Below are 6876 nucleotides of genomic sequence, written 5' to 3' on the forward strand. Positions count from 1 at the left end.
GCGCGCGGGCCCCGGCCCCCCCGTCCCCCCGGGGGGGGGGCCCGGCCCTCCGGGGTCCCTAAAACTGGGGCCCCCCGCGGGGGGGGGGGGGGTGCCCCCCCCCCCCCCGGGCGCGCCCGTTTTCCCGGGAGGAGCCGGTTCCATCGCGACCGCGCGGGGCATCCCCGCCGACAGCGCAGGTGCTGCGCACTGTGAATCACCGTGAACTCATGTGAACGGTCGGATAATTCGCCGCCCGCCGCGTTGACGGCCCCCATGTCGCGGATAGAACACTGAGCACATAAGTGATTCCGCACATAGGGGGCTCGATGCAGTTCGAGTACGTCCTGCTCGCCCTGCTGGCCGGCCGGCCGTTCAGCGGGTACGACCTGCGCAAGTGGGTCGAGACGGAGGGCCAGTTCCTCCGTTCGCGCGCTCACCACAGCCAGATCTACCGCCTGTTGGGGCGGATGGTGGCGGACGGCTGGGTGGCGTTCGAGGTCGATCCGCGCGAGGGGCGTCCCGACGCGAAGGTGTACCGGCTCACGCCGGTGGGGCGGGAAGCGCTGATGGAGTGGGTGCGCTCCCCGTACGAGCCGCCCAGCCGGTTCCAGGACGCGGACTTCCTCTCCCGCTTCGCCTTCGCCGCGGTCCTGGACCGCGAGGCGGCGATCCGGCTGATCCGCACCGAACTGGACCACCGGCGCGAGCAGATCGCCCGCAACCGGCCCCGCGACCGCACGGTCCGCTTCGAGGACCCGCTGCCCGAGCTGGACCAGGAACTGGCCCGCGAGGTCTACGAGGAACTTCACCAGTACGGCGCCGGCGCGATGGACGCGTGGGTGGCCTGGCTGGAGCGCATGCTCCGGCGTCTCGAACAGTGGCAGCCGGGGCACAAGACGCCGCCGGCCGGAGAGGGGAGCGCCGCATGAAGGCGATCATGGTGATGTTCGACAGCCTCAACCGGCACATGCTGCCGCCCTACGGCGGGGACTGGACGCACGCGCCGAACTTCGCGCGGCTGGCCGAGCGGTCCGTCACCTTCGACCACGCCTACGCGGGGTCGATGCCGTGCATGCCGGCCCGCCGCGAGATCCACACCGGCCGGTACAACTTCCTGCACCGCAGCTGGGGCCCGCTGGAGCCGTTCGACGACTCCATGCCCGAACTCCTCAAGCAGAACGGGGTGTACACCCACCTGGTCAGCGACCACCCGCACTACTGGGAGGACGGCGGCGCCACCTACCACGGCCGGTACAACACCTGGGAGTTCTTCCGCGGCCAGGAGGGCGACCCGTGGAAGGGCCAGGTGGCCGACCCGGAGATCCCCGAGGACCTGAAGAAGCTCCGGTTCGAGTCCTACCGGCAGGACTGGGTGAACCGCCCGCACCTGGCGACCGAGGACCGCCACCCGCAGACGCTGACCTTCGACGCGGGCCTGGAGTTCGTCCGCACCAACCGGGACGCGGACCGGTGGTTCGTGCAGATCGAGACCTTCGACCCGCACGAGCCGTTCTTCAGCCACCAGCGGTTCAAGGACCTCTACCCGCACGACTACGAAGGCCCGCACTTCGACTGGCCCGACTACAAGCGCGTGGTGGAGACCCCCGGCCAGGTCGAGCACGCCCGGCTGGAGTACGCGGCGCTGCTGTCGATGTGCGACCACTCCCTCGGGCGGGTGCTGGACCTGATGGACGAGCAGGACCTCTGGGACGACACCCTGCTGATCGTCAACACCGACCACGGCCTGCTGCTGGGGGAGAAGGGCTGGTGGGGCAAGACCGTCCAGCCCTGGTACAACGAGCTGGTCCACCTGCCGCTGTTCGTGTGGGACCCGCGGGCCGGCAGGGCCGGGGAGCGGCGCCGGGCCCTGGTGCAGACGATCGACCTCGCACCGACGCTGCTGGAGTACTTCGGCATCGAGCGCCCCGCGGACGTGCAGGGCCGCCCGCTGCCGGTGGCCGAGGACACCCCGGTACGGGAAGCGGCCCTGTTCGGAATCCACGGCGGCCACGTCAACGTCACCGACGGCCGCTACGTCTACATGCGCGCCCCCGCCACGGTGCACAACGCGCCGCTGCTGGAGCACACGCTGATGCCCACCCACATGCGCGGGCGGTTCTCCCCGGCCGAGCTGGCGAACCTCCAGCTGGCGGAGCCGTTCACCTTCACCAAGGGCGTGCGCACCCTGCGCGTCCCCGGCCGCACCTTCATCAACCCCTATCAGCACGGCACCCTGCTGTTCGACCTGGAGGGCGACCCCGAGCAGCGCACCCCCCTCGTCGACGACGCGGCCGAGGTGCGGATGGCGACCCTGCTGGTGGAGCTGATGCGCGCGGGCGACGCGCCGCCGAGCCAGTACGAGCGCCTCGGCCTGCCCGCCGAGGGCCCGGTCGGCGCGGAGCACCTGCTGGTCCGCGCCCAGCGCGAGCAGGCCGACCGGACCGCCGAGCCGCTGCCCCGCCCGGAGGACTACCCCTCGGGACGCTTCTCGTTGCGGACCCCGGTGTTCGCCCTGATCTCCGACCCGGTCGCCGTGGAGGTCATGCGCAGGCACCTGCCCGGCATCGTCGACTCCGAGTTCCTGCAGTTCCTCGGCCCGACGCCGCTGATCGACGTCGCCGCCCTGGCCGGCGGCCTCACCGACGTGTCGGCCCTGCGCCGGGTGGCCGAGGAACTCGCCGCTCTCTGACCAGCCGGCGCACGACCCAGCCGGCGCACGAGGTACCGGTGACGGGGTTGCAGCCCCGTCACCGGCGAGCACGCCCCCTTTCCCCCGCACTGCCCCTGTGACGAACGATGCGAAGAGCGGAGTCGCGCATGTCCGACCTTATCGAGGGCACCTCCGGGCCCGCCACGAGGACCGGCCCACCCCCGGTCAGAGGCCGGTGGGCCCAGCTCTCGGTCCTCGGCGGTGCCATGCTGGTCGACGGCACCGAGGCCGGCCTGGTCACCGGTCTGTTCCCGGTCATCAGGAACGCCCTCGGCCTGACCCTCGGCTCGCTCGGCGTCCTGACCGCCGCCGGCAAGCTGATCGGCGTGCTCGCGGCCCCCCTATGGGTGTGGGCGGCACGCCGCTGGTCGCGCAAGAGCGTCCTGGTCCTGTCCACCGGCCTGTGGGGGGTGTGGGGCGTGGCCGCCGGCTTCTCCCGGAACTTCACCGAGCTGCTGGTCTTCCTCACGGTCCTCGCCGCCGGCTACGCGGCCGCCCAGCCGCTGGTCTCCGAGATCATCGGCGACCTGTTCGACCCGGCGTCGCGCGGCCGCGCCGTCGGCGCCCTCTACGGTGCGCTCGCACTGGCCGGCTCGGTGCTCGGCCCGCTCATCGGGCAACTGGCGGGAGTCCACGACGGCTGGCGCTGGGGACTGTGGGGCGTCGGCGTCCTGAACATCCTCTTCGGCGTGGTGCTGCTGCTGTGCTTCCGCGACCCCGGCCGCGGCGCGGCCGAACGGCAACTCGCCGACCTCGACCGGGCCGCCCGCGAGTCCAGGACGAAGGTCGACCTGGCCACCGTCGTCTCGCTGTTCAAGATCCCCAGCTTCGCGATCCTCCTGGTGTCGCGGCTGCTCTCGGGACACCTGCTGCTCTCCTCGTTCGCCGTCGTCTACCTGGTGGACGTGTTCGGCTTCACCACCCAGCGAGCCGCCGTCGTCCTGATGCCGCTGGGCATCGGATACCTGCTGGGCACCCTGCTGGGCGGCTTCCTCGCCGACTGGGCCACCCGCCGCAGCCCCCGCCACGGGCTTCCCGGCGCGCTCCAGGGCGCCCAGGTCGCCTTCGCCGTCCTCGCCTTCCTGGGCACCCAGGTCCACTACCGCGGCATCGGCGCCTACGCCCTCCTCTTCTGCCTGATGGGTGTCGCCCAGGGCGTCAATCCCAGCCTCAACCGGCCGATGGTCATGGCGGTCACCCCGCCCGAGCTGCGGGCCACCGCCTTCACGATCTACGTCTCGGTCTTCGAAGCCCTCGCGTGGGCCGCCTTCGGCCTGGGCGCCGGCTTCCTCGGCCAGGCGGTCGGACTCCGCCCGGTGTTCCTGGCGGTCCTGGTGGTCCTCATGCTCGTCAACGGCGCCTTCCTGACGCTCCTCCACCTGCCCTACGCGAAAGACGTGGAGCGGGTGCAGCGGGAGCTCGACCTCAGGCGCCAGGCGGCCCTGGCCTGACCCCGGCCCGCCTTGCACGGCCGGCTGAACCCAGTCCCGGCTGAACCCACTCCCGGAGGAACCCGTGAACCTGCCCTCGGCGCCCTGCTGCACGCCCTCGCGAGGCCCCGGCGCGATCCGCCCGCTCCGCCTCGCGGCCCCGCGTCCCGCCGGGCCCGCGGACGGCATGGTCCTCCTGCCCGGCGGCGAGTTCCTGATGGGCACCGACGACTCCGAAGGCTTCCCCGACGACGGCGAAGGCCCCGTGCGGCAGGTCCGGCTGGACCCGTTCCTCATCGACGCCCGCGCCGTCACCAACGAGCAGTTCACCGCGTTCGCCGCCGACACCGGCTACCGCACCGACGCCGAACGCCTGGGCTGGTCCTACGTCTTCGCCGGCTTCCTCCCGGCCGCCGTGCGGCGCACCGCCGCTCGGGTGGAGCGGACCCCCTGGTGGTGCGCGGTCACCGGAGCCGCCTGGGACCGGCCCGAGGGCGCGGGCAGCACGGTCGCCGACCGCGGCGACCACCCCGTCGTCCACGTCTCCTGGAACGACGCGCACGCCTACGCCTCCTGGGCCGGCAAGCGCCTGCCCACCGAGGCGGAGTGGGAGTACGCGGCCCGCGGCGGACTCGAACAGGCCCGCTACCCGTGGGGCGACGAACTCGATCCCGACGGCACCCACCGCTGCAACATCTGGCGCGGCACCTTCCCGGCGAAGAACACGGCCGCGGACGGCCACCGCGCCACCGCCCCCGCCGGCTCCTTCGCGCCGAACGGCTTCGGCCTGTACAACATGTCCGGCAACGTGTGGGAGTGGTGCGCCGACTGGTGGACCACCGACCACCCCGCATCCCCCACCCCGGCCAACCCCGCCGGCCCCGCCGCCGGAACCGCCAAGGTCATCCGCGGCGGCTCCCACCTGTGCCACAAGTCCTACTGCAACCGCTACCGCGTCGCCGCCCGCAGCTCCAACACCCCCGACAGCTCCAGCGGCCACGCCGGCTTCCGCTGCGCCCGCGACGCCGAACAGCCCGACTGACGCGCCGACCCGTCCGCGTGGGGCCACGCCGTTCAGCCGGGCTCGCAGATCACCAACCCGCTGTCCCGACCGCCGGGCGGGCCGTCAGCCCTCCGGTGCGGGCGGCAGGTGGAAGCCGACCTCGGCGCCGCCGGAGGGGGCGGCGGTGGCGAAGACGGTGCCGTGGTCGGCGGCGACGAGGTCGTGGACGATGGCCAGGCCCAGCCCCGAGCCCGGGGTGGACTGGGTGGCGGCGGCGCGGTGGAAGCGCTCGAAGACGGCCTGCCGGTCGCCGGGGGCGATGCCGGGCCCGTGGTCGCGCACGGCGAGGCGGGTGCCGGTGACGTGGACCTCCACCGGGGTGCCGTCCGGGCTGAACTTGACGGCGTTGCCGACCAGGTTGTCCACGCAGCGCTGCAGCGCGCGCGGGCGGGCCTGCACCGGCACGGGCCGTTCGGCGGTGACGGTGATCTCGCGGCCGGTGCGGCGCCGGAAGCGCCGGGCGCTGTCCTCGGCGGCGGCTGTCAGGTCCACCGGCTCCGGGTCCTCCACGGTCTGCTGGTCGGTGGCCAACTCGACCAGCTCGCGGACGAGTTCGTCGAGTGCGACGGTTTCGGTGACCAGGGTGGCGAGGATCTGCTCCTCGTCCGCGGGGGCGAGCCGGCCGCGGGCGCGCTGGAGGAGTTCGGCGCAGCCGCGTACCGAGGTCAGCGGGGTGCGCAGCTCGTGGCTGGCGTCCTGGACCAGGCGCTGCTGCTGGTCGCGGGAGCGGCGCAGAGCGCCGACCATCGCCTCGAAGGCGCGGGTGAGGCGGCCGACTTCGTCGCGGCCGGCGGCGGGTAGTGGGGTGGCCAGGTCGCGGGTGGTGGTGATGTGTTCGGCGGCGCGGGCCAGGCGTCGCACCGGGCGCAGGATCCGGCCGAGGACGAGCCAGCTGAGCAGTGCGGAGGCGGCCGCGGCCGCGGCGCTGGTCCAGGTGATGCGGCGCAGGAACGCGTCGTCGACGGTCTGCGCTCCGGCGTAGGTCTGGCCGATCATCACCGCGCCCTGCCCGTCGGGGCGGGCCTTGGTGAGGATGCCGTAGGGGGTGCCGTCGACGGTGGCGTCCTCCTGGTGGGCGCCCTGCGCGGTACGGGCCACCTCCCGGGCCTGGGCCGAGACCGGCAGCGCCGGGCCGCCCGGGGCCCCCAGCGGCCGGGTGGTGCCGTCGGGCAGCAGCAGCTGTTCGACGGTGTCGGGCCGTGCGGGCGGGGGGCGGTCGAGGTCCAGGGCGGCGAGCACGGTGTGGGCCCGGTCCTCCAGGCTCCGGTCGAGCTGGTCGGCGACCAGGGTGCTGACGCCGCGGTAGGCGGCGGTGACGGGTACGGCGATGGCCAGCAGGACGGAGGCGAGGACCACGAGGCCGATCCTGGTGCGCAGCATCAGGCGGTCCTGGCGGTGTAGCCGACGTTGCGCACGGTGTGGATCAGCCGGGGCGCGCCGCCGTCCTCGGTCTTGCGGCGCAGGTAGCCGATGTAGACGTCGAGTGAGCGCGAGTCGGTGTCGAAGTCGTAGCCCCAGATGCGTTCGTAGATCTGGTGGCGGGTCAGGACGGTGCCCTGGTTGCGCAGGAGCAGTTCCAGCAGGTCGAACTCGGTCTTGGTCAGGTCGAGCCGGGGGCCCCCCCCCCGGGGGGGGGCGGGGGGGCGGGGCGCCGGGGGGCGGGGGGGCGGGGGGAAGGGGCTCACGACCGC

General features: G+C 73.5%; 6 protein-coding genes. 4 read left to right on the top strand and 2 right to left on the bottom strand.

Annotated features, from left to right (window positions below; translation table 11 throughout):
- Window positions 1-308: 308 nt before the first annotated feature.
- From ACFV6D_RS29445 to ACFV6D_RS29460, 4 genes are all read left to right on the top strand, one after another.
- Entirely contained in the window at window positions 309-911 is a 603-nt protein-coding gene (locus tag ACFV6D_RS29445; RefSeq protein ID WP_063351980.1) for a PadR family transcriptional regulator, read from the top strand.
- A complete protein-coding gene (locus ACFV6D_RS29450) occupies window positions 908-2671 on the top strand; it encodes a sulfatase (protein ID WP_380493233.1) in 1764 nt (587 codons plus the stop codon). Before ACFV6D_RS29445 ends, ACFV6D_RS29450 begins: the two co-directional genes overlap by 4 nt.
- Before the next feature lie 128 nt (window positions 2672-2799).
- On the top strand, window positions 2800-4143 hold the full coding sequence (locus ACFV6D_RS29455; RefSeq protein ID WP_380561759.1) for an MFS transporter: 1344 nt from the start codon (window positions 2800-2802) through the stop codon (window positions 4141-4143).
- A 64-nt stretch (window positions 4144-4207) separates the two neighbouring features.
- The gene (locus ACFV6D_RS29460) at window positions 4208-5164 is read left to right on the top strand and encodes a formylglycine-generating enzyme family protein (protein WP_380561761.1); all 957 of its coding nucleotides are present in this window, start codon (window positions 4208-4210) and stop codon (window positions 5162-5164) included.
- Window positions 5165-5248: 84 nt separating this feature from the next.
- Here the strand turns inward: ACFV6D_RS29460 and ACFV6D_RS29465 are convergent, their stop codons facing one another.
- Together ACFV6D_RS29465 and ACFV6D_RS29470 are read right to left on the bottom strand one after the other, a co-directional pair.
- On the bottom strand, window positions 5249-6565 hold the full coding sequence (locus tag ACFV6D_RS29465; protein ID WP_380561763.1) for a sensor histidine kinase: 1317 nt from the start codon (window positions 6563-6565) through the stop codon (window positions 5249-5251).
- The coding region (locus ACFV6D_RS29470) for a winged helix-turn-helix domain-containing protein (protein WP_380561765.1) at window positions 6565-6876 on the bottom strand (312 nt) is incomplete at its 5' end. The genes ACFV6D_RS29465 and ACFV6D_RS29470, both read right to left, overlap by 1 nt.

It is taken from the genome of Kitasatospora sp. NPDC059812, assembly GCF_042732075.1.
Lineage (GTDB): Bacteria > Actinomycetota > Actinomycetes > Streptomycetales > Streptomycetaceae > Kitasatospora.

Excerpts from the sequence above, each read along its gene's own strand:
- ACFV6D_RS29445 (WP_063351980.1), top strand. The coding sequence starts at position 309 with ATGCAGTTCGAGTACGTCCTGCTCGCCCTGCTGGCCGGCCGGCCGTTC.
- ACFV6D_RS29450 (WP_380493233.1), top strand. The coding sequence starts at position 908 with ATGAAGGCGATCATGGTGATGTTCGACAGCCTCAACCGGCACATGCTG.
- ACFV6D_RS29455 (WP_380561759.1), top strand. The coding sequence starts at position 2,800 with ATGTCCGACCTTATCGAGGGCACCTCCGGGCCCGCCACGAGGACCGGC.
- ACFV6D_RS29465 (WP_380561763.1), bottom strand. The coding sequence starts at position 6,565 with ATGCTGCGCACCAGGATCGGCCTCGTGGTCCTCGCCTCCGTCCTGCTG.